This is a genomic window from Streptomyces sp. SLBN-8D4, from assembly GCF_049739545.1.
GTDB classification, from domain to species: domain Bacteria; phylum Actinomycetota; class Actinomycetes; order Streptomycetales; family Streptomycetaceae; genus Streptomyces; species Streptomyces canus_C.
Genome location: NZ_JBMGQC010000001.1, coordinates 5,219,173 through 5,241,896, shown reverse-complemented (window position 1 = coordinate 5,241,896; position 22,724 = coordinate 5,219,173). Strand labels below are relative to the sequence as shown.

At 69.7% G+C, this 22,724-nt stretch carries 22 protein-coding genes; 13 read left to right on the top strand and 9 right to left on the bottom strand.

Going from position 1 to position 22,724, the window contains the following annotated elements; genetic code table 11:
- The first annotated feature begins 13 nt into the window (after positions 1 to 13).
- From RKD20_RS23685 to RKD20_RS23665, 5 genes are all read left to right on the top strand, one after another.
- A complete protein-coding gene (locus RKD20_RS23685; protein ID WP_424879458.1) occupies positions 14 to 2,248 on the top strand; it encodes an RNA degradosome polyphosphate kinase in 2,235 nt (744 codons plus the stop codon).
- Positions 2,229 to 3,278, top strand: a complete 1,050-nt coding sequence (locus tag RKD20_RS23680; RefSeq protein ID WP_424879457.1) for a CHAD domain-containing protein — start codon at positions 2,229 to 2,231, stop codon at positions 3,276 to 3,278. Before RKD20_RS23685 ends, RKD20_RS23680 begins: the two co-directional genes overlap by 20 nt.
- Positions 3,275 to 3,691: an NUDIX hydrolase gene (locus RKD20_RS23675; RefSeq protein ID WP_424879456.1), complete on the top strand. Its 417-nt coding sequence runs from the start codon at positions 3,275 to 3,277 to the stop codon at positions 3,689 to 3,691. Before RKD20_RS23680 ends, RKD20_RS23675 begins: the two co-directional genes overlap by 4 nt.
- Positions 3,692 to 3,983: 292 nt before the next feature.
- Positions 3,984 to 4,820, top strand: a complete 837-nt coding sequence (locus tag RKD20_RS23670; RefSeq protein ID WP_424879455.1) for a hypothetical protein — start codon at positions 3,984 to 3,986, stop codon at positions 4,818 to 4,820.
- Between the two features lie 98 nt (positions 4,821 to 4,918).
- The gene (locus RKD20_RS23665; RefSeq protein ID WP_020122926.1) at positions 4,919 to 5,095 is read left to right on the top strand and encodes a hypothetical protein; all 177 of its coding nucleotides are present in this window, start codon (positions 4,919 to 4,921) and stop codon (positions 5,093 to 5,095) included.
- Positions 5,096 to 5,131: 36 nt separating this feature from the next.
- Here RKD20_RS23665 and RKD20_RS23660 read toward each other — a convergent pair whose 3' ends face one another.
- Entirely contained in the window at positions 5,132 to 5,494 is a 363-nt protein-coding gene (locus RKD20_RS23660) for a metal-sensitive transcriptional regulator (protein WP_424879454.1), read from the bottom strand.
- A 212-nt stretch (positions 5,495 to 5,706) separates the two neighbouring features.
- Here RKD20_RS23660 and RKD20_RS23655 point away from each other — a divergent pair, with 212 nt between their 5' ends.
- The gene (locus RKD20_RS23655) at positions 5,707 to 6,327 is read left to right on the top strand and encodes a DUF47 domain-containing protein (RefSeq protein WP_020122925.1); all 621 of its coding nucleotides are present in this window, start codon (positions 5,707 to 5,709) and stop codon (positions 6,325 to 6,327) included.
- A gap of 8 nt (positions 6,328 to 6,335) precedes the next feature.
- Entirely contained in the window at positions 6,336 to 7,334 is a 999-nt protein-coding gene (locus RKD20_RS23650) for an anion permease (RefSeq protein WP_424879453.1), read from the top strand.
- Positions 7,335 to 7,449: 115 nt separating this feature from the next.
- On the opposite strand, the gene pstB is transcribed toward RKD20_RS23650, so the two are convergent.
- The 4 genes from pstB to pstS form a co-directional block, all read right to left on the bottom strand.
- Positions 7,450 to 8,226 (bottom strand): phosphate ABC transporter ATP-binding protein PstB, encoded by a 777-nt coding sequence (pstB, locus tag RKD20_RS23645; RefSeq protein WP_007383025.1) that lies wholly within the window; start codon positions 8,224 to 8,226, stop codon positions 7,450 to 7,452.
- 39 nt (positions 8,227 to 8,265) lie between these two features.
- The gene (gene pstA / locus RKD20_RS23640; protein WP_424879452.1) at positions 8,266 to 9,324 is read right to left on the bottom strand and encodes a phosphate ABC transporter permease PstA; all 1,059 of its coding nucleotides are present in this window, start codon (positions 9,322 to 9,324) and stop codon (positions 8,266 to 8,268) included.
- On the bottom strand, positions 9,321 to 10,325 hold the full coding sequence (pstC, locus tag RKD20_RS23635; protein WP_424883299.1) for a phosphate ABC transporter permease subunit PstC: 1,005 nt from the start codon (positions 10,323 to 10,325) through the stop codon (positions 9,321 to 9,323). The genes pstA and pstC overlap by 4 nt, the downstream gene beginning before the upstream one ends.
- Positions 10,326 to 10,443: 118 nt before the next feature.
- On the bottom strand, positions 10,444 to 11,568 hold the full coding sequence (pstS, locus tag RKD20_RS23630) for a phosphate ABC transporter substrate-binding protein PstS (protein ID WP_424879451.1): 1,125 nt from the start codon (positions 11,566 to 11,568) through the stop codon (positions 10,444 to 10,446).
- A 297-nt stretch (positions 11,569 to 11,865) separates the two neighbouring features.
- Here pstS and RKD20_RS23625 point away from each other — a divergent pair, with 297 nt between their 5' ends.
- On the top strand, positions 11,866 to 13,404 hold the full coding sequence (locus RKD20_RS23625; protein WP_424879450.1) for an FAD-binding oxidoreductase: 1,539 nt from the start codon (positions 11,866 to 11,868) through the stop codon (positions 13,402 to 13,404).
- Between the two features lie 10 nt (positions 13,405 to 13,414).
- Here RKD20_RS23625 and RKD20_RS23620 read toward each other — a convergent pair whose 3' ends face one another.
- The 3 genes from RKD20_RS23620 to RKD20_RS23610 all read right to left on the bottom strand — a co-directional run bounded on the left by RKD20_RS23620 (position 13,415) and on the right by RKD20_RS23610 (position 16,101).
- A complete protein-coding gene (locus tag RKD20_RS23620; RefSeq protein ID WP_424879449.1) occupies positions 13,415 to 14,113 on the bottom strand; it encodes a phosphatase PAP2 family protein in 699 nt (232 codons plus the stop codon).
- A 169-nt stretch (positions 14,114 to 14,282) separates the two neighbouring features.
- A complete protein-coding gene (locus RKD20_RS23615; protein ID WP_424879448.1) occupies positions 14,283 to 15,290 on the bottom strand; it encodes an NlpC/P60 family protein in 1,008 nt (335 codons plus the stop codon).
- Positions 15,291 to 15,378: 88 nt separating this feature from the next.
- On the bottom strand, positions 15,379 to 16,101 hold the full coding sequence (locus RKD20_RS23610) for a trypsin-like serine peptidase (RefSeq protein ID WP_424879447.1): 723 nt from the start codon (positions 16,099 to 16,101) through the stop codon (positions 15,379 to 15,381).
- Between the two features lie 137 nt (positions 16,102 to 16,238).
- Here RKD20_RS23610 and RKD20_RS23605 point away from each other — a divergent pair, with 137 nt between their 5' ends.
- Positions 16,239 to 17,132 carry an alpha/beta fold hydrolase gene (locus RKD20_RS23605; RefSeq protein ID WP_424879446.1) on the top strand — a complete coding sequence of 298 codons (894 nt, stop codon included), beginning with the start codon at positions 16,239 to 16,241 and terminating at the stop codon, positions 17,130 to 17,132.
- A gap of 37 nt (positions 17,133 to 17,169) precedes the next feature.
- Here the strand turns inward: RKD20_RS23605 and RKD20_RS23600 are convergent, their stop codons facing one another.
- Complete coding sequence (locus RKD20_RS23600) at positions 17,170 to 18,084, bottom strand: oxidoreductase (protein WP_424879445.1); 915 nt, start codon at positions 18,082 to 18,084, stop codon at positions 17,170 to 17,172.
- Positions 18,085 to 18,155: 71 nt separating this feature from the next.
- Here RKD20_RS23600 and RKD20_RS23595 point away from each other — a divergent pair, with 71 nt between their 5' ends.
- The 4 genes from RKD20_RS23595 (at position 18,156) to RKD20_RS23580 (ending at position 22,690) form a co-directional block, all read left to right on the top strand.
- Positions 18,156 to 18,773 carry a TetR/AcrR family transcriptional regulator gene (locus tag RKD20_RS23595; RefSeq protein ID WP_424879444.1) on the top strand — a complete coding sequence of 206 codons (618 nt, stop codon included), beginning with the start codon at positions 18,156 to 18,158 and terminating at the stop codon, positions 18,771 to 18,773.
- Positions 18,774 to 19,056: 283 nt separating this feature from the next.
- Entirely contained in the window at positions 19,057 to 20,415 is a 1,359-nt protein-coding gene (locus RKD20_RS23590; protein ID WP_424879443.1) for a S53 family peptidase, read from the top strand.
- 354 nt (positions 20,416 to 20,769) lie between these two features.
- Positions 20,770 to 22,044: a S53 family peptidase gene (locus RKD20_RS23585; protein ID WP_424879442.1), complete on the top strand. Its 1,275-nt coding sequence runs from the start codon at positions 20,770 to 20,772 to the stop codon at positions 22,042 to 22,044.
- A 337-nt stretch (positions 22,045 to 22,381) separates the two neighbouring features.
- Positions 22,382 to 22,690: a hypothetical protein gene (locus RKD20_RS23580; RefSeq protein ID WP_007383036.1), complete on the top strand. Its 309-nt coding sequence runs from the start codon at positions 22,382 to 22,384 to the stop codon at positions 22,688 to 22,690.
- Positions 22,691 to 22,724: the final 34 nt, after the last annotated feature.

The window sequence follows — 22,724 nt, the reverse complement described above, 5'->3', positions numbered from 1 at the left end:
GAAGAATGGGGGCATGAGCCAGTCGAACAGCCAGGCAGAGGTCCAGCACGTGCAGCCCTCCGTGGGCTCCATAGCCGCGCACCGCCCGCACACCGTGTCGGCCACCGTCTCCGATCTGGAGCCCGACCTCGACGCCGATCTCGACGCGTACGAGGAGGTCCCGGTCGACGGTGCCGCCCAGCTCCCGCAGGGTCGTTTCCTCGACCGGGAGCGCAGCTGGCTCGCGTTCAACGAGCGCGTCCTGGAACTCGCCGAGGACCCGAACACCCCCCTCCTGGAACGCGCGAACTTCCTCGCGATCTTCGCCAGCAACCTGGACGAGTTCTTCATGGTCCGGGTGGCCGGACTGAAGCGCCGTATCGCCACCGGCGTCGCCACCCGCTCCGCCTCCGGCCTCCAGCCGCGCGAGGTCCTGGAGATGATCTGGGCCCGCTCCCGCGAGCTGATGGCCCGGCACGCCGCCTGCTACCACGAGGACGTCGCCCCCGCACTCGCGGAGGAGGGCATCCACCTGGTCCGCTGGAGCGAACTCCAGGAGAAGGAGCAGGCCCGCCTCTTCACCCTGTTCCGGCACCAGATCTTCCCGGTCCTGACCCCCCTCGCGGTCGACCCGGCGCACCCCTTCCCGTACATCTCCGGCCTGTCGCTGAACCTGGCCGTGATCGTGCGCAACCCGGTCAACGGCAAGCGCCACTTCGCCCGGGTCAAGGTCCCGCCGCTGCTGTCCCGCTTCCTGGAGTCCTCCCCCGGCCGCTACGTCCCCATCGAGGACGTCATCGCGGCCCACCTGGAGGAGCTGTTCCCGGGCATGGAGGTGCTGGAGCACCACACCTTCCGGGTCACCCGCAACGAGGACCTGGAGGTCGAGGAGGACGACGCCGAGAACCTCCTCCAGGCCCTGGAGAAGGAACTCATGCGGCGCCGCTTCGGCCCGCCGGTGCGCCTGGAGGTCGAGGAGTCCATCGACCGCGAGGTGCTGGACCTGCTGGTGCGCGAGCTGAAGATCTCCGAGGCGGAGGTCTACCCGCTCCCCGGCCCCCTCGACCTCACCGGCCTCTTCCGCATCGCCGGCCTCGACCGCCCCGAGCTGAAGTACCGCAAGTTCGTCGCCGGCGTCCACCGCGACCTGGCGGAGGTCGAGTCGGCGTCCGCGCCCGACATCTTCGCGTCCCTGCGCGCCCGTGACGTCCTGCTGCACCACCCCTACGACAGCTTCTCGACGTCCGTCCAGGCCTTCCTCCAGCAGGCGGCCGACGACCCGGACGTCCTCGCCATCAAGCAGACCCTGTACCGCACCTCGGGCGACTCCCCGATCGTCGACGCCCTCATCGACGCCGCCGAGGCCGGCAAGCAGGTCCTCGTGCTGGTCGAGATCAAGGCCCGCTTCGACGAGCACGCCAACATCAAGTGGGCGCGCAAGCTGGAGGAGGCGGGCTGCCATGTCGTGTACGGCCTGGTCGGCCTGAAGACCCACTGCAAGCTGTCCCTGGTGGTCCGTCAGGAAGGCGACACGCTACGGCGGTACAGCCACGTCGGCACCGGCAACTACCACCCGAAGACCGCCCGGCTGTACGAGGACCTCGGCCTGCTCACCGCCGACCCGCAGGTGGGCGCGGACCTGTCCGACCTGTTCAACCGGCTGTCCGGCTACTCCCGTCGCGAGACCTACCGCCGCCTGCTCGTGGCCCCCAAGTCCCTGCGCGACGGCCTCATTTCACGCGTGAACAAGGAAGTCCAGCACCACCGCGCAGGACGTCCGGCCTTCATCCGCATCAAGGTCAACTCCATGGTGGACGAGGCCCTCATCGACTCGCTCTACCGCGCGTCCCAGGCGGGCGTGCCGGTCGACGTCTGGGTGCGCGGCATCTGCGCGATCCGCCCGAGCGTCACCGGCATGTCCGAGAACATCCGGGTCCGCTCGATCCTCGGCCGGTTCCTCGAACACTCCCGGGTCTTCGCCTTCGGCAACGGCGGCGAGCCCGAGGTGTGGATCGGCAGCGCCGACATGATGCACCGCAATCTCGACCGCCGGATAGAGGCACTGGTCCGGGTCACCGACCCGGCCCACCGGGCTGCCCTGAACCGGCTGCTGGAGACCGGGATGTCCGACACCACCGCGTCCTGGCACCTCGGCCCGGACGGCGAGTGGACCCGGCACGCCATGGACGCGGACGGCCAACCCCTGCGCAACGTCCAGGAGATGCTCATAGACGCCCGGAGGCGCCGGCGTGGCACAGCAACACCTTGAACCGACGGAACCCGTGTCCGGGCACCGGGGGCCGTCCCCCACCGGGGACGCCCTCGCGGGCTACCTGCGGTCCCAGGCCACGGAGTTCCTGCGCGCCCTGCGCCAGCACCGCGAATCGGGCGGTACGGCGGCGGGCGCGGAGGACCCCGTCGACGCGGTCCGGGCCCTGCGCCGCTCGGTCCGCCGCGTCAGCGCCAGCCTCCACACCTTCCGCCCCCTCCTCGACCCGGACTGGTCGGAGGCCCTGCGCCCGGAACTGGCCTGGCTGTCCGGCACCTTGGGCATGGAGCACGCGTACGAGTCCCGTCTGGAAAGGCTGTTGCTGGCGCTGCACCGGCTGTCCGGCGCGGTGTTCCCCACCCAGCCGGCCCCCGTCGGCGGCGGCCCCGCGGCAGCCACCGCGTCCTCCCCCGACCGCGGCAACCTCACCGTGGGCGCGGCGAAGGCGGGCGCCCTCCTGGACCGCCAGCTCACCCTCGCCCGCACCCGGGCCCACTCGACCGCCCTCCAGGCCCTCGGCTCCTCCCGCTTCCACGCGGTGGCCGACAGCATCGCCGTACTGGCCAGCGAGGTCCCCTTGACGAGAACGGCCGTCACCACCGACCTCCGGCCCCTGGCCGGCGCGGCCCAGGAACGCCTGGAGGACGCGGTGTCCGCTCTCCCCCTGGTCACCGCGGGCAGCCCCTACAACGCCGAGGCCCTCATCCACGGCCTCTCCCCGGACCCCTCCCCCCACCCCCAGGACGCCCCCTGGCACCAGGTCCGTCTCCTCCTTCGGCTGCACCGGTACGCGCGCGAGGTCCTGACCGCCTCGGTGGACGTACGGCTCCTCACGGCAGGCCAGTGCCTGGACCGTCACCGGGACGCCTCGGAGGCCGCGTCCGCGGCCGCCGCGGCGGCCCGCACCCCCCGCATCGCGCCGGCCACCGCCTACGCCCTGGGCGTCCTGCACGCCGACCAGCGTCACGAGGTGGAGGCCGCCCGGTTCGCGTTCCAGCAGTGCTGGCAGAAGCAGGCGGTGAGTACATGACCCGTCCCGGTAATGACGACTCCGTCGTCCAGGCAGCCGGCTGCGTCCTGTGGCGCCGCTCACCGATCGACGGCGACCTCGAGATCTGCCTGGTCCACAGGCCGAAGTACGACGACTGGTCGCATCCCAAGGGCAAGTTGAAGCGCGAGGAGGACGCCCTCGCCGGCGCGCTGCGCGAGGTCGAGGAGGAGACGGGCTGCACCGCCGAGCCCGGCACCGAGCTGCCCACCGTCCACTACATGGCCAACGGCCGCCCCAAACGGGTCCGTTACTGGGCGGCCGAGGCAACCGGAGGCCACTTCACCCCGAACGACGAGGTGGACCGCATCCTGTGGCTCTCCCCCGCCGCGGCCCGCAGCCGTCTGACGCAGTACCGCGACCGCACCCTGATCGACGAGCTGCTGCCGTTCTAGCCTCCGTCCGCATGCCCCTGCGCGTCCGCCCGGGCCTGGCTGCGGGCTCTGCGCGCCGGTCCGCGCCAGCCGCAGGTGCACCGGGCCAGGCAGAAACGGCCTTGTTCCACCATCTGCGTGTGGTGGGCCGGTCGGTCGGAGGGAGGTGGGGGGGTCCTGTCCTGCTGCGCCACTCCGACAACGTTACCCAGCTCGGGTAAAGCCCCGGTATGCGCGTGACGACCCCTCCTACCCGTCGTTAAGCGAACGACAGGGGGTCCTTGACGGACGTATCGGCTGGGGGTTGGCGGCGATGGCGGAGCGGCAGCAGAGGCAGGCCGGCGGGTCGGTCCTCGTCGCGGCGGTGCTCATGGCCTGCGCCTGCGCCACCGGTTGTTCGGGAAGCGGCGCGGCCCTGGACGACTCGCGGGCGGCCGACCCGGTCGCGACCCTGCGCCGGGCCGCCGACACCCTGGTGGACGCGGGCAGTTCGAAGGCCCGTACGTCGATGGAGATGGCCACCGGCGGCACCCGGGTCACCATTCGCGGCGAGGGTGTGTACGACTACCGGGAGCGCCTCGGCCGGCTGAAGGTGATGCTGCCGCAGGACCCGTCCGGCACCAGTGAGCACCGGCCGATCACCGAACTCCTCGCCCCCGGAGCCCTGTTCATGAAGAACCGGGGCGCGGGTGTGCCCGCCGACAAGTGGGTGCGCGTCGACACCACGACTCTCTCCGACGGCAATCTCGTCACCGGCGGGGCCACCGATCCGTTCGCCGCGGCCGAGGTGCTGCGCGGGACCAGGACGGCGACGTACGTGGGCGCGACCGAGCTCGCCGGGACCGAGGTGCGGCACTACCGGGGCACGGCGGATCTGGCCGACGCGGCGAAGGGCGCGGCCGGCGCCGACAAGGGTGTGCTGGCCGCGGCGGCGAAAGGGTTCGCCACGGCCACGGTGCCGTTCGACGTCTACCTCGACGGCCAGGGCCGTATCCGCAAGATCCGCCACTGCTTCAGCTTCGTCAACGGACAGCGGCACGGCACCGTCGCGGTCGCCTCGACGACGCTGCTGTTCGACTTCGGGGTCGCCACGGACGTACGGCTGCCGACCGCCCGGGACATCTACGCCGGCAAGATCGCCGAGGGGTGAGCGGTCGTGACGGGTGTCAAGAACTAGCCCGTCCGTGCCATGCGCGGTGCGTGCGCCGCTCCCTACTCTAGGAAGTCGGTAACGGCAGGGAAGAGGTGATGCGCGTGGCTCCGGTCGGCGGTACGGCGGTTCAGGACCACGTGGCCCTCGCCGAGATCGAACTGTGCGGAGAGCTGATCATCGCGGCGTCGGCCGCGGACGACCGGCTCAGCCTGGAGAGCATCGACGAGGTGCTGAAAGTGGCCGAGGAACGCGCGGACGCCCCCGGCCGGTGAGCCGGGGGCGCCTGTTCCGTCGCGCGGAAGGCCGGATCACGTCCGCAGCAGACGGCCGATGGCCTTCGTCGCCTCCTCGACCTTCGCGTCGATCTCGGCGCCGCCCTTGACGGCCGCATCGGCGACACAGTGCCGCAGGTGTTCCTCCAGGAGCTGCAGCGCGAAGGACTGCAGGGCCTTGGTGGAGGCGGACACCTGCGTGAGTATGTCGATGCAGTAGACGTCCTCGTCGACCATCCGCTGCAGGCCCCGGATCTGGCCCTCGATCCGGCGCAGGCGCTTGAGGTGTTCGTCCTTCTGCTTGTGGTAGCCGTGCGTGGTGGGCTCGTGGGTCTCGTGAGGGCCGGTTTCCGCCACTGTCTCGGAGGGCGCCGTGGCGCCGGCCTCGGTCGTCGTCATCGCGTCCTCCACATCACGGCCACAACCCTGAGGGAATCACATACCCCTCCTGGGTATATCGTACCGAAGTTTCCCGGGTATAGGGCCTGCGGACGGCCCCCGTGCCAACCACTGTGCCTGATGGGCGACACTGGGGGACGGCCCATTAGCCGTGGCCGGATGATGCACCTAGCATCACCCTGACCGAAACCGATGCACCCCGAGGACCCCTTGTGCGCTTTCGTCTGACCCCCAGGGAGACGAGCTTCTACGACATGTTCGCCGCCTCCGCGGACAACATCGTCACGGGCTCGAAGCTCCTGATGGAACTGCTCGGGGCGGACACCGCCGGCCGGGCCGAGATCGCAGAGCGGATGCGGGCCGCGGAACACGCCGGTGACGACGCCACCCACGCGATCTTCCACCAGTTGAACTCCTCGTTCATCACGCCGTTCGACCGCGAGGACATCTACAACCTGGCGTCCTCCCTCGACGACATCATGGACTTCATGGAGGAGGCCGTCGACCTGGTCGTCCTCTACAACGTCGAGGAGCTCCCCAAGGGCGTCGAGCAGCAGGTCGAGGTGCTCGCGCGGGCCGCCGAGCTCACGGCCGAGGCCATGCCGAACCTGCGGACCATGGACAACCTCACCGAGTACTGGATCGAGGTCAACCGGCTGGAGAACCAGGCGGACCAGATCCACCGCAAGCTGCTCGCCATGCTGTTCAACGGCAAGTACGAGGCCATCGAGGTCCTCAAGCTCAAGCAGATCGTGGACGTCCTCGAAGAGGCCGCGGACGCGTTCGAGCATGTGGCGAACACGGTGGAGACCATCGCCGTCAAGGAGTCCTGAACCCCTCCATGGACACCTTCGCTCTGGTCGTGACCATCCTGGTCGCGCTCTTCTTCACGTACACGAACGGCTTCCACGACTCCGCGAACGCCATCGCGACCTCGGTGTCCACGCGGGCGCTCACGCCACGGGCCGCGCTCGCGATGGCAGCGGTCATGAACCTGGCAGGAGCCTTTCTCGGCTCCGGGGTCGCCAAGACCGTCAGTGAGGGCCTGATCGAGGCGCCGGAGGGCTCCAAGGGGATGGGAATCCTCTTCTCCGCCCTGGTCGGCGCGATCGTGTGGAACCTCGTCACCTGGTACTTCGGGCTGCCCTCCTCGTCCTCGCACGCGCTGTTCGGCGGCATGGTGGGAGCCGCGCTGGCGGGCGGCACGGAGGTGCTCTGGAACGGCGTGCTCGACAAGGTCGTCATCCCGATGTTCATCTCGCCGGTCGTCGGTCTGGTCGCCGGCTACCTGGTGATGACGGCGATCATGTGGCTCTTCCGGCGGGCCAACCCGCACAAGGCCAAGCGCGGTTTCCGGATAGCGCAGACCGTGTCCGCGGCCGGCATGGCCCTCGGACACGGCCTCCAGGACGCCCAGAAGACCATGGGTGTCGTGGTGATGGCCCTGGTGATCTCCGGCCACGAGACCTACGGCGACCCGATCCCGGTCTGGGTGAAGATCGCCTGCGCGGTCATGCTGTCGCTGGGCACGTACGCGGGCGGCTGGCGCATCATGCGCACGCTGGGCCGGAAGATCATCGAGCTCGATCCGCCGCAGGGCTTCGCCGCCGAGACGACCGGCGCGGCGATCATGTTCACCACCGCGTACCTGTTCAAGGCACCGGTGTCGACGACCCATGTCATCACCTCGGCGATCATGGGTGTCGGCGCCACCAAGCGGGTCAACGCGGTCCGCTGGGGCGTCGCCAAGAACATCGTCCTCGGCTGGTTCATCACCATGCCGGCGGCGGCGATCGTGGCGGCCTGCTGCTTCGGCATCGTGAACCTGCTGTTCCTGTAGGCGCCTGGCCGGGTGTACGACAACGGGCCCGCCCCCGGAATCCGGGGGCGGGCCCTCTGTGTCCTCGCGGTGGCACCGCCATGCAGCACCGCGAGGGGTCTTCGGGGGATACGGCTCAGCCGAAGCGGCCCGAGATGTAGTCCTCGGTGGCCTGGACCGACGGGTTGGAGAAGATCCGCTCCGTCTCGTCGATCTCGATCAGCTTGCCGGGCTGCCCGACCGCGGCCAGGTTGAAGAAGGCCGTACGGTCCGAGACACGCGCCGCCTGCTGCATGTTGTGCGTCACGATGACGATCGTGAAGCGCTCCTTCAGCTCACCGATCAGGTCCTCGATGGCGAGCGTGGAGATCGGGTCCAGGGCCGAGCAGGGCTCGTCCATGAGCAGGACCTTGGGCTCCACCGCGATCGCGCGGGCGATGCACAGACGCTGCTGCTGACCACCGGAGAGACCCGAACCCGGCTTGTTCAGCCGGTCCTTGACCTCGTTCCAGAGGTTCGCGCCCTTGAGGGACTTCTCGACGACGTCCGACAGTTCCGACTTCTTGTACGAGCCGTTCAGGCGCAGTCCCGCCGCCACGTTGTCGAAGATCGACATCGTGGGGAACGGGTTCGGGCGCTGGAAGACCATGCCCACCTCGCGGCGGACGGACACGGGGTCGATGCCCTGGCCGTACAGGTCCTCGTCGTCGAGGAGCACCTTGCCCTCGACCCGGCCGCCCGAGGTGACCTCGTGCATCCGGTTGAGCGTGCGCAGGAACGTCGACTTGCCGCAGCCGGAGGGGCCGATGAAGGCCGTCACCGAGCGGGGCTCGACGGTCATCGAGATGTCTTCGATCGCCTTGTGGGAGCCGTAGTAGGCGGTGAGTCCGCTTACGTCGATTCGCTTGGCCATTTCTTCTTCACTTCCAGATCAGTCGCTGAGGGGGTCGCGTCAGCGACCGGTCTTCGGGGCCTTCCAGCGGGCGATGCCGCGAGCCACCAGGTTCAGGATCATCACGAAGGCGATCAGCGTCAGGGACGCCGCCCACGCACGGTCGTACGCCGCACCGGCGCCCGCGCTGTTCGCGTACTGCTGATAGATGTACAGCGGAAGCGACTGCTGCGCACCCTCGAAGGGGTTGGCGTTGATGATCGAGTTGCCCCAGACCAGGAGCAGCACCGGCGCGGTCTCGCCCGCGATACGGGCGATCGCCAGCATGATGCCCGTGGTGATGCCGCCGATGGAGGTCGGCAGGACCACCTTCAGGATGGTCCGCCACTTCGGGATGCCCAGCGCCAGGGACGCCTCGCGCAGCTCGTTCGGGACGAGCTTGAGCATCTCCTCCGTGGAGCGGACGACGACCGGCATCATCAGGATGGCCAGGGCGAGCGACCCGGCGAAGCCGAAGGGCTGCATGTCGAACATCAGCATGATCGACAGGATGAACAGACCCGCGACGATCGACGGAATGCCCGTCATGACGTCGACGAAGAACGTGACGGCCTTGGCGAGGTTTCCGCGCCCGTACTCGACCAGGTAGATCGCGGTGAGCACACCGATCGGCGCCGCGATCAGGGTGGCGAGGGCGACCTGCTCCAGGCTGCCGAGGATGGCGTGGTAGATACCGCCGCCCGGCTCGGAGTCCGAGATCAGGCCCATCGAGTGGGTCAGGAAGTAGAAGTCGAGGACCTTCACACCGCGCGAGACCGTCGACCACACCAGGGAGACCAGCGGGACGACCGCGAGGAGGAAGGCGACCCAGACCAGAGCGGTCGCGACCCGGTCCTTGGCCTGGCGGCGGCCCTCCACGCGGGCCGCGATGACGTACGTGCCGAGGACGAACAGGACCCCGGCCATCAGGGCCCACTGGATGCTGCTGTCCAGGCCGGCCGCCGCGCTGATGCCGAGGCCGAGGGCGACGGAGCCGGCGGCGATGGCGTACGGGGCCCACTTGGGGAGGCTGGCGCCGCGCAGGGTGCTGGGGCGCTTCTCGGCGATTGCGGTGCTCATGCGTTGGCCCCCGAGTACTCCTTGCGACGCGCGATGATCATGCGGGCCGCGCCGTTGACCAGCAGGGTGATGACGAACAGGACGAGACCGGAGGCGATCAGCGCGTCCCGGCCCAGCTCGCTGGCCTCACCGAACTTGCTGGCGATGTTCTGGGCGAAGGTGCCGCCGCCCGGGTCGAGCAGGCTGGCCTGGATGTCGAAGGTCGGGGAGAGCACGGTGGCCACGGCCATGGTCTCGCCGAGCGCGCGGCCGAGGCCGAGCATCGAGGCCGAGATCACACCGGAGCGGCCGAAGGGGATCACCGCCATGCGGATGACCTCCCAGCGGGTGGCGCCGAGCGCCAGGGCCGCCTCCTCGTGCATCTGCGGGACCTGGCGGAAGACCTCGCGGCTCACGTTGGTGATGATCGGCAGGATCATGATGGCCAGCAGGATGCCGACGGTGAGCATCGAGCGGGGTGCCCCGCCCTGCCAGGAGAAGATGCCGGTCCAGCCGAGGTAGTCGTTGAGCCAGCCGTAGAGGCCGTTCATGTGCGGTACGAGGATCAGGGCGCCCCAGAGGCCGTACACGATGGACGGCACGGCGGCGAGCAGGTCGATCACGTACGAGATCGGGCCGCTCAGCCTGCGCGGGGCGTAGTGCGTGAGGAACAGCGCGATGGCGACCGCGATCGGGACCGCGATGACCATGGCGATGATCGAGGAGACGATCGTGCCGAAGACCAGGACCGCGATGCCGAACTTCGGCGGGATGAGCTGGGTGTTCCACTCGAACGTGGTGAAGAAGTTCGCCTCGTCCTTGCTGATCGCGATCGAGGCGCGGTAGGTGAGGAAGCCGGCGATGGCGGCCATGATCACCAGGAGCAGGATGCCCGACCCGCGGGACAGACCGAGGAAGATCCGGTCACCGGGACGGGTGGCGCCACGGGCCGCGCGCTTCTGCTCGGGCGTGGGGATGCGGGGTGCGGGGGGAGGTGCGTCTGTTATCTGTGTGGTGTCCATCGGGTTCTCCGGTCTGCTGAGCCCCACGCGAGGTGCGGCTCCTGGCGGCGGTGCACCGGACGGTGCGGTCCGGACCGGCACCCTCGACAGGGGGCTCGGGCCGGACCGCACACTCAGGTCAGCTCAGGCTCTCGATGGTGGTGCGAACCTTGGCGATGATGTCGTCGGGGATCGGGGCGTAGTCGTTGTCCGCGAGGATCTTCTGGCCGTCCTCGGAGGCGATGTAGCGCAGGAACGCCTTGGTGGCGGCCAGGGTGTCGGCCTTGTTGCCCTTGTCGCAGACGATCTCGTACGTGACGAGGACCATCGGGTAGGCGCCGTCGGCCTTGGTGCCGTAGTTGAGCTCCAGCGCGAGGTCCGAGCCGGTGCCGACGACCTTGGCGTCCGCGATGGCCTTGGTGGCGTTCTCGACGGTCGGCTCAACCGGGGCGGAGGCGCCGGTGTTGATGCTGACCGGCGTGATGCCGTCCTTGGCGTAGGAGAGCTCGAAGTAGCCGATGGCGCCGTTGGTCTGCTTCACCTGCTGGGCGACACCGGAGGACTGCGCGGCGGACTGGCCGCCCTTGGCCACCCAGGTCTTGCCGTGCTCGTAGGGCCAGTCGCTCTTGGCGGTGGCGATCAGGTACTTGGTGAAGTTGTCCGTGGTGCCGGAGTCGTCCGAGCGGTGGAACGCCTGGATCTTCAGGTCCGGCAGCTTCACGCCCGGGTTCAGCTTGGCGATCGCCGGGTCGTTCCACTTGGAGATCTTGGCGTTGAAGATCTTGGCGATGGTCGGCGCGTCCAGCGTGAGCTTGTCGACACCGGAGATGTTGATGCCGAGGGCGATCGGGCCGCCGACCATCGGGAGGTCGATGCCCTGGCCGCCGGAGCAGACCTTCTTGGAGGCCGTGACCTCTTCGGGCTTCAGCGCGGAGTCGGAACCCGCGAAGGCGACCTGGCCGTTGTTGAACGCGGTGACGCCCGCGCCGGAACCGCCGCCCTTGTAGTTGATCTGCACGCCACAGGCCTGCGTGAACTGCTTGACCCAGGCGTCGATCGCGTTCTTCTGCGCGGAGGAGCCGTCGGCGAGCAGCTGCCCCTTGGCGTCGTCACACTTGATGTTGCCCGCGGCGGCCGTGGCGGACGCGCTGCTGCCGCTGCCGCCGCTCGTGTCGTCGGAGCCGCACGCCGTGAGGGCCAGGGCGCCGGAGACGGCGAGAGCACCGAAGGCGAGGGCCCGCCGGTTCTTGCGCTGAAGCTTCACTTGAGTTCCTTCCGGGAGCCGCCGTCCTGAATCCGGCGGCGTGCGCGAAGTCTGGGTGATGCGGATGCGCATTCGAGGCACACCACGCATCGCGTAAGGCCGAAATTAGGCAGATCAGGTGAAGGCGTTTATGGCCGGAAGTGAACGCAGGGTGAACCCCTGCAGAAGGTGCGGTGAGGTCACGGAACGCTTACATCGAGGGCACAGTGTGATTCCGGAACCCACCCGGGAACCCTCACCCCCACAGTCCCGTCTCGTTCCACGGAAGCCGACGAGGCCGACGGAAGGCAAGGACACATGGAACGGCGTACGTTCATAGGGGCCGGCGCGGCCGCGATCACGGCAGTGGCCACGACCGCGTGCGACAGCGGAAGCAGCGCCGACGCCACGCAGAGCACCGTCGGCAGGTCCCTATCCTCCCGTACGCCCGCCACCTCCGCGAACTGGACCGCCCTCGCCCACGACCTGGACGGCACCCTGGTCCGCCCCGGCGAGGCGAACTGGGCGACGGCGCGGCAGCTCTACAACACCCGCTTCGACTCGCTGAAGCCCGCGGCGGTGGCGTACGTGGCGCACGCCGACGACATCCGCACCACGCTCGCCTACGCCCGCGCCCACGGCGTGCGGGTGGCGATCCGCAACGGCGGCCACTCCTACGCCGGCTGGTCCTCGGGAAACAACCGGCTGATCGTCGATGTCTCGAAGCTGAACCGCGTCCGCGCCTCGGGCGGCACCGCCGTGGTCGGCGCCGGTGCCAAGCTGATCGACGTCTACCGGGCCCTCACCGCGAAGGGCGTGACGATCCCGGCGGGCTCCTGCCCGACCGTGGGCGTCTCCGGCCTGGTGCTCGGCGGCGGTCACGGCGTGGCCTCCCGGGCCTACGGGCTCACCTGCGACAGCCTCACCCAGGCCACCCTGATCACGGCCGACGGCAAGCAGCTCACCGCGAACGCCACCACGAACACGGACCTCTTCTGGGCCCTGCGCGGCGCGGGCAACGGCAACTTCGGCGTGGTGACCGAACTGCACTTCAAGACCCACCCGGCCCCGCAGGGCGTGACCGCCTACGCGACCTGGCCGTGGTCCAAGGCCGCCGCCGTGGTGAAGGCCTGGCAGGAGTGGGGTCCCGGCCAGCCCGACGAGATCTGGTCCTCCTGCCACCTGGAGAACGGCGGCTCGCCCTCGGTGGCGGTCGCGGCCTTCTCCATGGGCACCTACGGCGAACTCCAGAACGCGCTCGACCGCCTGGCCGACCGGGTCGGCTCACCGGCCCGCAACGTCAGCCTCCGGCGGCACTCCTACGAGAGCGCGATGGAGGCGTACGCGGGCTGCTCGTCCTTCTCCACGGACGCCAAGTGCCACCTGCCCGGCTCCACCCCGAACCGCAACCCGCAGGGCGCCCTCGGCCGGGAGACCTACGCGGCCCACTCGGACTTCTTCGACCGCTCGCTGTCCGCGGCCGGCATCCAGACCCTCCTGAGGCAGGTCGCCGCGGTCCGGGGCGGCTCGGGCAGCATCGCCCTGACCGCCCTCGGCGGCGCGGTCAACCGCGTCTCGCCCACGGCCACGGCCTTCGTCCACCGCCGCTCCCGCATGCTGGCGCAGTACATAGGGTCCTGGCGGGCGGGCACGACGGGCACCGCGGTCCAGTCCTGGCTGACGGGAGCCCACGACGCGATGAAGCCGTACGCCTCGGGAGCGGCCTACCAGAACTACACGGACCCGACGCTGAGGGACTGGCGGAAGGCGTACTACGGCGAAGCGGCGACCAAGCTCGCCAAGGTGAAGAAGGAGTACGACCCGCAGGGGTTCTTCACGTTCCCGCAGGCGCTGTAGCCGTTCCCCGCTACGCGGCGAGGTCCCGCTCGGAGGCCGCGGCGTCCTGCCGGGCCCCGGGAATCACCGAGGCCCCCCGCTCGGCCCCGCGCGCGCGAATCAGCCACGCGCCTTTCGAGGACCGTTCGACGGCCTTCAGCATCGGCGTCAGAAGCGCCATGGCGAGCGGCGACAACAGCAGGGCCACTGCCGTTCCGAGCGCGAACCCGCCGATGACGTCAGTCGGATAGTGCACTCCCATGTACACCCGGCAGAAGCCTTCGAGCAGCGCCAGCGCGATTCCGACGAGCCCGAACTTCCGGTTGGCCACGAACAGCCCGACGGCCATCGCCATGGTGATCGTCGCGTGGTCGCTCACGAAGGAGTAGTCGGTCTTCCCGGAGACCAGGACCTCAAGCCCCTCATGGGTCCGGAACGGCCGGGGCCGCTCGACGAACCCCCTTATGGGTACGTTCACGAGCACGGCCAGCGCGGCGGCGAGCGGCGCCCACACCAGCGCGGCCACGGAGGACGCGGCGTCCTCGCCCCCGCGCCGGCGCCCGGCCCACCAGCACCAGAGGATGAGCAGCACCATTCCGAGCAGGATGCCGTACTCCCCGACGTACTCCATGACCCGGTCGAACCAGTGCGGGGCGTCCTTGGCCAGGCCGTTGATGTCGTAGAGAAGGTCGACGTCGGGGTTCGACCCGGATTCGGCGAGAACAGCCATGGTGCTGCGGCCCCTTCGTCGTCTTTCCCGGCGTACCCATGTGCGCTCGGCTACGCCCCCAGGAACGCACGGCTCCCGTTAATACGTTCCACACTCCACTGAATGATCACGCAGACGTTACCGAAGAGAGATACATCGCCGCAGCTCAGGGGGTGGGTTTCACGCTCGGTCACACCGTGGTGGGCAATGCTTTCGCGCCATCTTCGGTTACCCGGGTGGCACCGAAGTACTCAGAAGTGTCGATCGGGTCGAACCGGATCACAGCACCTGTTCTCGGTGCGTCGATCATGTATCCGCCGCCCACATAAATCCCCACATGATGGATGGCGCGCGAGTTTGTCGGGTCCTTGGAGAAGAACACCAGGTCCCCCGGCAACAGTTCACTTCTGGCCGGATGCGGGCCCGCGTTGTACTGATCGTTCGCGACGCGCGGCAGCGTGATGCCGACACTCTCGTACGAGGCCTGCGTCAGCCCCGAACAGTCGAAGCGCCCGTTCTGCGCCGCGGTGCCGGTTCCGCCCCACAGATAAGGCGTCCCGAGCTTCTTCTGCGCGTAGTAGATGGCGCCGGCGGCCTGCTCGGAGGGATCGACGCGGCTCGTGGGCGCCGCGAAACTCTCCTCCAGAGTCGTGATGGTCTTCACGTAGTTCTGGGTTTCCTTGTACGGCGGCACGCCCCCGTACTTGATGACCGCGTACGCGCCCGCGTTGTAGGAGGCGAGCATGTTCTCGGTGATGTTCCCCGGGACGTCCTTCACATAGGACGCGAGCGAGCAGTCGTAGGAAGCCGCCGAGGGAATCGCGTCGTTGGGGTCCCAGACGTCCTTGTCGCCGTCCCCGTCCCCGTCGACCCCGTGGGTGGCCCAGGTCCCGGGAATGAACTGCGCTATTCCCTGCGCCGCCGCGGCGCTCTGGGCCTTGGGGTTGAATCCGCTCTCCTGGTAGAGCTGGGCGGCGAGCAGGGCCGGGTTGATGGCGGGGCAGAGGTTGCCCCACTTCTGCACGAGGGGCTGGTACGCGGCCGGAACGGCCCCCTTGGCCAGGGCCCTGGTGGCCCCGCCGACCCCGTTGGCCAGGTTGCCCGCGACGACGTAGACCCCCACGACGAGCAGCATCACGAAGCTGAGCCCCGCCCCGAGAACGGCGCCCGCAATCAGCCACGCCTTACGCACCGTCAACCGCCCCTCGCCCGCCGGGAGTCCGCCCGCGTCAGTCTAGGAGCTTCCCCGAAGGAAACCGGGGTACTCGGCGGGGTCGGCGCAAGGATCAGCGGAGCGCGTCACGGTGGAGCGCGCGGGCCTCCGCCCCGAGCACCACGCTGTACGACACGTCGGGCGTCGCCCCGCCCCCCTCGTGGCCGCCCAGCACCCCCACGACCTGTCCGTCCCCGTTCACCCAGGGACTGCCGCTGGTACCCCCCGTGAAGGCGGGGCACGCTATTCGCTGCTGCGTGCGGCTGTGCACGGTCGGCTTGTTGGTGCAGCTGATCGGCACGTCACGGGAGGAGGGGTACCCGATGACGGTGACGGCGGTGGCCCCGGTGGCGGTGCCGGTCGCGAAACCGTTCCCGCCGACGACGTCCTGGACCTTCCCCTCCACCGTGGCGAAGGCGACGTCACTGTCCTCGTCCTGCCCCTTGGACCACCCCTCGGGCAGGTACCGCGTCAGCACCTTCCATCTGCCGTACGGCGCCTCGCCGTCCCGGTATCCGGGCACGAACACGAGGTCGTCGTCGCCGTCGAGACAGTGCGCGGCGGTGACGAGGAGGTCCCGGTGCGCGCTGCGGACGACGGAGGCGGTGCAGTGGTGCTGTCCGCCGTTGAACAGGGGTCCCACGCGGGCGGTCGGCGAGTTCGCCGCGGCGACCGTCGTCACCCCGAAGGGACCCGCCCCGTCGTCGGCGGCCGCCTCGGAGGCGGAGGTGACGGTGAGCAGGACAGCGGCGGCGTGGAGAGCGAGACGTGGCGTGCGCTTCACGGAAGAAAGCATTCCGCACGAAGGTGAGAAACGCATCAAGCGGAGGTTTCGCGACAGTGCGGTTTCGCGACGGCCCTGGGCGCCGGTGTGGATCCCGCGCCCCGGGGCAGCCGAGCCCCGACGACGGGGGCCGGGCCCGGGAGGCTGGCGTGTTCGACGGATTCGAACTGAAGCGGTGCGAGGGCGAGGACGGCGTCCGGCTGCGCGTGCGGCACGGCGGCAGCGGACCCGCCGTGCTGCTCCTGCACGGGCATCCCCGTACGCATGCCACCTGGCACCGCGTCGCCCCGCTGCTGGCCGCGGCGGGCCACACCGTCGTCTGCCCCGATCTGCGCGGCTACGGCCGTTCCGACAAGCCCTCGACCGACCCGGAACACCAGCCGTACTCCAAACGGGCGATGGCCGGCGACTGCCTCGCGGTCATGCGCCGGCTCGGGCACGAGCGCTTCGCGGTCGTCGGGCACGACCGGGGCGCGTACGTGGCCACCCGCCTCGCCCTGGACCACCCCGAGGCGGTCTCCGCCGTCAGCGTGCTGGACGCGGTCCCCATCGGGGAGGCCCTGCGCCGCTGCGACGCCGGCTTCGCCGCGAGCTGGTGGCACTGGTTCTTCCTCGGCCAGACCGCCAAGCCCGCCGAACGCGTCATCAACGCCGACCCCGACGCCTGGTACACGGCCACGCCCGAGCAGATGGGCGCCGAGGCGTACGAGGACTACCGGCAGGCGATCCATGACCCGGCGACCGTGCACGCCATGTGCGAGGACTACCGGGCCGGCCTCGGTGTCGACCGCGAGCACGACGACGCCGACCGGCGGGCCGGCCGGCGCATCGACCGCCCGCTCCAGATCCTGTGGGCCACACGTGACGACATGGCCGACCTCTACGGCGACGTCCTGGCCGTCTGGCGCGACTGGGCGTCCGCCCACCTGGAGGGCGGTCCGATCGACTCGGGACACCACATGGCCGAGGAGGCGCCGGAGGCTCTCGCGGGCGCACTGCGCGCGTTCTGGGAGAAGGCCGGCCACCCGACCGGGACCCCCTGAGGCTCAGGCACCGGACCGGAGCACACCGGGCCGGAACTCAGCCCCGCGTCCCCGCACCCTGGGGAAAACGCGTCCCCGTCAGCTCCTCCGAAGCCGTCCACAGGCGATGGGCCACAGCGGGGTCGCTCGCGGCCGCGCTCCGGCCCACCAGCGTCGGCGCGCCCCGCAGTTCCCCGAGCCCGTCCGGTCCCACATAGCTCGCCCCCGGCAGGTCCTGCGTCGCCGCGTACAGGGTGGGCAGCGCGCCCGCCGTGTCGTCCTGCGCCAGGAACCTGTTGCCGAACTTCATGAACAGCCGTGCCGCCGAACTCGACGCGTGGCTCTGGAGGTTCGTGGCCGAGTAGCCGGGGTGCGCGGCCAGGGCGCGGACCCGGGAGCCCGACTCCGTGAGCCGCCGCTGGAGTTCCAGCACGAACAGCAGGTTCGCCAGCTTCGACTGGCCGTAGACGCCCCTCGGGTCGTAGGCCGACGTCCTGTCCAGGTCCTCGAAGTGGATCCGCTGGTCGCCCCAGCGGTGCGCGCCCGAGGACACCGTGACGACCCGGTCGGTGATGTGCGGCAACAGCAGGTTCGTCAGCGCGAAGTGGCCCAGATGATTGGTGCCGAACTGCATCTCGAAGCCGTCCGCCGTCCGCTGCTGCGGGATCATCATCACACCCGCGTTGTTGATCAGCAGGTCCAGCGGGCGGTCCCACGCCTCGGCGAACTCCCGTACCGACGACAGGTCCGCCAGGTCCAGCCGCCGGACCTCCGTGCTGCCGTTCACGGTCCTGGCCGCCGCCTCGCCGCGCTCCGGGTCCCGTACGGCGAACACGACGTGCGCGCCCGCCCCCGCCAGGGCCTGCGCGGCCCGGAGTCCGATACCGCTGTTCGCCCCGGTGACCACCGCCGTGCGGCCGGTCTGGTCCGGGAGGCGGGTCGCGTCCCACTTCTGCTGCTTGTCCGTAGTCATGTGCCGAATGTAGGCGCCGCCAACAATGCTGTCAATGACAACAATGCTGGCATCGGCTACATCCGGATACGATGGCGTCCATGCCAGCCGAGAAGCCCGAGACCCGCCCCTACCACCACGGAGACCTGCGCTCCGCCCTTCTCGAAGCCGCCGAGCGCACCCTCCGCGACAGGGGCACCTCCGCCTCCCTCTCCCTGCGCGAACTCGCCCGCGACCTCGGCGTCAGCCACGCGGCCCCCGGCCGGCACTTCAGGGACAAGCAGGCCCTGCTCAACGCCCTCGCCCTGGTCGGTTACGACCGCATGGCCGAGGTGCTCGAAGCCGCCGACGACCCAGGACTGGCCCTCCAGGACCGTCTCACCACCCTCGCCCGGGCCTATCTCGGCTTCGCCATCGACAACGCCGAGCTCCTGGAGCTGATGTACGCCCGCAAGCACGAGCCCGACGCCGCCGAGCAGATGGCCGCCGCGATCGACCGCACGGTGGGCGCCCTGGAGCGGGCCGTCGCCGCCGCCCAGACGCGCGGCGAGATCGTCGACGGCGACCCCGAGCACCTCACCCTGGTGGTGGGCACCGCCCTGCACGGCCTGGCGTCCTTCGCCGTCACCGGCAAGTTCACCACCGAGGCCGCGATGGACGCCGTACCGGGACTGGTCCATCACCTGCTGTACGGCCTCAAGCCCCGCTGACCGGCAGCGCCGACCCGCACGCACGCACGCACGCACGCACGCACCGGGAGTTGTGTGCGACGCGTGTAGATGGTCAAGCCGTGACCATCCCCCGCCCATCCGCCGGCCATTGATCAGCAATCCCCCAACGCCCTTCGGTAAGGCGGAAGTCAGGATTCCGTCGCCTGTCTTGTTGTCACGTACTCAACAAAGGGATGGTCGTCGCGGGTCGCCGCCCCCACCGGGAACCTCACCGGTGGTCCCCCACCGCAGGCCTCTGCAACCACTCCCTGGAGGCTTTACGTTGCGTACGTCCACCCCCAACACCCCCCACATATCCGGCAGATGGCGTCGATACGGCTCCGTCGCCGCGGCCACCGGCGCGCTGCTGTTCGCCGGCCTCGGCACCGCCGCGCACGCCGGCGCGGCCCCCGCGACCACCCCCCACAAGGTGAGCAGCAAGGCCATCGCGGCCGCTGTCGCCAAGGCGCACGTGACGTACGAGAGCGCGTGTGGCGCCACTCCGAAGAAGGGCTACGCCGCCTGCAACGCCCTGCGCGTCACCGCCGGCACCACCGCCTTCCAGGAGGAGCAGGCGGCGAAGAAGGGCACGAGCCCCGCGACCGTCTCCCCGAAGGCGTCCTCCGCCACCCCCACCGGCTACGGCCCGAGCGACCTCCAGTCCGCCTACGGCCTGACCTCCGCCGCCGCGAACAACGGCTCCGGCCAGACCATCGCCATCGTCGACGCCTACGACGACCCCAACGCGGCCGCCGACCTGGCTACTTACCGCTCCTACTACGGCCTGCCGGCCTGCACCACGGCCAACGGCTGCTTCAAGAAGGTCTCCCAGACCGGCTCCACGACCTCCCTCCCCACCGCCGACAGCGGCTGGGCAGGTGAGATCTCCCTCGACCTCGACATGGTCTCCGCCATCGCCCCGAACGCGAAGATCCTCCTCGTGGAAGCGAGTTCGTCGAGCATGGCCAACCTGGGCAAGGCGGTGAACGAGGCCGTCACCCTGGGCGCCAAGTTCGTCTCCAACTCCTACGGCGGCTCCGAGTCCTCCTCGGACACCTCCTACGACTCCTCGTACTTCAACCACCCCGGCGTCGCCATCACCGTCTCCGCGGGCGACGAGGGCTACGGCGCCGAGTACCCCGCCGCCTCCAAGTACGTCACCGCGGTCGGCGGCACCAAGCTGTCCAAGTCCTCCACCACCCGCGGCTGGACCGAGAGCGTCTGGAACACCAGCTCCACCGAGGGCACCGGCTCCGGCTGCTCCGCCTACGACGCCAAGCCGAGCTGGCAGACCGACACCGGCTGCACCAAGCGCATGATTTCGGACGTCTCCGCCGTCGCCGACCCGGCCACCGGCGTCTCCGTCTACGACTCCTACGGCTCCGACGGCACGGGCTGGAACACCTACGGCGGCACCAGCGCCTCCGCCCCGATCATCGCGTCGGTGTACGCCCTCGCGGGCACCCCGGGCAGCAGCGACTACCCGGCCAAGTACCCCTACGCGCACCCGTCCGCCCTCAACGACGTGACCTCCGGCAGCAACGGCTCCTGCTCGACGAGCTACTTCTGCACCGCCAAGTCGGGCTACGACGGCCCGACCGGCCTGGGTACGCCGCAGGGCCTCAGCGCCTTCACCGGCTGAACCGACCGCTCCTGAGAGTCCCCGGCGGGTCACCGGGGGCGCCGCCCTCGAGAGGGGAACGTGGGGTTCCCTCGGCGGCACCACGGCGAACGGGCCGCGACATCCGGTCGCGGCCCGTTCGCCGTCTCCACACGAGTCAAGTGACCACCGCCCGCAGTCCATCGGGCGGCCATGCCCGAGTAAGCCCGGGACAACTTTCGGTATGGCGGAGGTCAGAATTCCAGCCATTCCCTGTTGTCGCGTACTGAACAAGGTGGACGGTCGTCGCAGGCCGCCGCCCGCCGCCGGGACACCTACCTGCCGACGGCACGCACCCGCACCGCCCCTGTTCCCTCACCATCAGGAGGCTGCACCTTGCGTACCGACTTCCCCCACACCCGCCTGAGACGGCACCGCGCCGGCTCCGCCGCGATCGCCACCGCCGCCCTCCTCCTCACCGGGCTCGGCACCGCCGTCCACGCCGACGCCGCGAGCTCCACGAAGGTCACCTGGGCCGCGACCCCCTGCGCCACCCCCCAGAAGGCCGGCGAACTCGCCTGCAACTCCCTGCGCGTGACAGGTGGCACCACCGCCTTCCAGAAGGCCCACGGCATCACCCCGAAGGCCGCCGACGCCGCCACCCCCTCCGGCTACGGCCCGAGCGACCTCCAGTCCGCCTACGGCCTGACCTCCGCCGCCGCCTCCAACGGCTCCGGCCAGACCATCGCCATCGTGGACGCCTACAACGACCCCAACGCCGAGGCCGACCTCGCGAAGTACCGCTCGTACTACGGCCTGCCGGCCTGCACCACGGCCAACGGCTGCTTCAAGAAGGTCTCCCAGACCGGCTCCACGACCTCCCTGCCCTCCAGCGACGCCGGCTGGTCCGAGGAGATGTCCCTCGACCTCGACATGGTCTCCGCCGTCGCCCCGAACGCGAAGATCCTCCTCGTGGAGGCCAAGTCGGCCACCATGGCCAACCTGGGCAAGGCGGTGAACGAGGCCGTCACCCTGGGCGCCAAGTTCGTCTCCAACTCCTACGGCGGCTCCGAGTCCTCCTCGGACACCTCCTACGACTCCTCGTACTTCAACCACCCCGGCGTCGCCATCACCGTCTCCGCCGGTGACGAGGGTTACGGAGCCGAATACCCGGCCGCCTCCAAGTACGTGACCTCGGTGGGCGGCACCGCGCTCTCCAAGTCCTCCACCACCCGCGGCTGGACCGAGAGCGTCTGGAACACCAGCAGCACGGAGGGCACGGGCTCGGGCTGCTCCTCGTACGATGCCAAGCCCTCCTGGCAGACCGACACCGGCTGCACCAAGCGCATGATTTCGGACGTCTCCGCCGTCGCCGACCCGGCCACCGGCGTCTCGGTCTACGACTCCTACGGCGTCACCGCCGGCTGGTACACCTTCGGCGGCACCAGCGCCTCAGCCCCGATCATCGCGTCGGTGTACGCCCTCGCGGGCACCCCGGGCAGCAGCGACTACCCGGCCAAGTACCCCTACGCGCACCCGTCCGCCCTCAACGACGTGACGTCGGGCACCAACGGCTCCTGCTCGACGAGCTACTTCTGCGCCGCCACCTCGGGCTACGACGGCCCGACCGGCTGGGGCACCCCGGAAGGAGTAACCGCCTTCACCGGCTGACTCTCCGTCAACAAACGGGCCGCGGCTCCCCTTCCGCGGCCCGTTCGTCATGCCTGCGGCCCTCCGGGTTAGCCTTCACCCGCAGAACATCGGTGCCAGAAGCGCCGCAGGTCGTAAGAGGGGTCAACGACGGAACCACACGACAGGTTCCGCTCAGGCCTCATTGCCCGGCGTGACCTGCCGTGATACACAGAGTGACCAGACAGTCATTCGTACGAAACTCGCCAACCGATGACGCCAAGTCGACATACGACGGCGGAATTGTCGGCGACAATGATGCCTGACCTCTGCGCCCACGCAGGGGAGACGGAACTACCCACCAGGGGCGGTGACTTACATGCTCTTTGCGGCCGACAAGGGAGACATCAACACCATCATCGGCGGGATCGCTCCGGACTGGGGCCCCTTCGGGGCACTGGGTACCGAGGCGAAGACGATGATCCAGGTCGTCATGGCGGTCGCCATCCTGCTCTGCCTCGGCATCGCCATCTGGGGCGCCGCCAAACAGCGCATCGGCGCCACCGCCCTGCGGGACACCTTCAGCGCGGAACAGGGCAAGGGACTCATCATCGCGGGCCTGACCGGCGTCTTCATCATCGGATCGCTGGGCACGCTCTTCACCATCGTGTACGGCATGGCCGTATAGCCGCCGCGTCCGGTCGACGCACCTCCGGTCCGGC